This is a genomic window from Streptomyces globisporus, from assembly GCF_003501885.1.
GTDB classification, from domain to species: domain Bacteria; phylum Actinomycetota; class Actinomycetes; order Streptomycetales; family Streptomycetaceae; genus Streptomyces; species Streptomyces globisporus_D.
Genome location: NZ_QWFA01000445.1, coordinates 1 through 418 on the forward strand (window position 1 = coordinate 1; position 418 = coordinate 418).

The window sequence follows — 418 nt, forward strand, 5'->3', positions numbered from 1 at the left end:
TGGCAGGACACCGTCGCCCCCGGGCAGACCCGGTTCTACCGGGTGCCGGTGGACTGGGGCCAGCAGATCCACGCCACCGCCGGGCTCTCCAACAGCACGAGCTCCAGCACGGACTTCGTGGGCAGCGCGCTCACGCTGTCGCTGGCCAACCCCGCCCAGGGACCGGTCTCCGACGCCACCCTCTCGTACTCCGGAGGCCCCGCGTCCGCGTCCCTGCGGCCGCTGCCGCCGGTGGACTACCGCAACCGGTTCGACTCCTCGTCCCAGGTCAGCGCCATGCGCTTCGCCGGCTGGTACTACCTGTCGGTCTCCCTCAGCCCCGAACTGAAGGAGTCCTACGGCGCCGAGCCGATCCCGTTCGAGCTGTCGGTCCAGGTGAAGAACCAGGCCGAGGAATCCCCGTACGAGGGTGACGCCG

The 418-nt window shown here is 70.6% G+C and carries 1 pseudogene; it reads left to right on the top strand.

The window, feature by feature from the left end:
- Positions 1-418, top strand: a pseudogene (locus tag D3105_RS34235) (hypothetical protein); the annotation flags it as partial.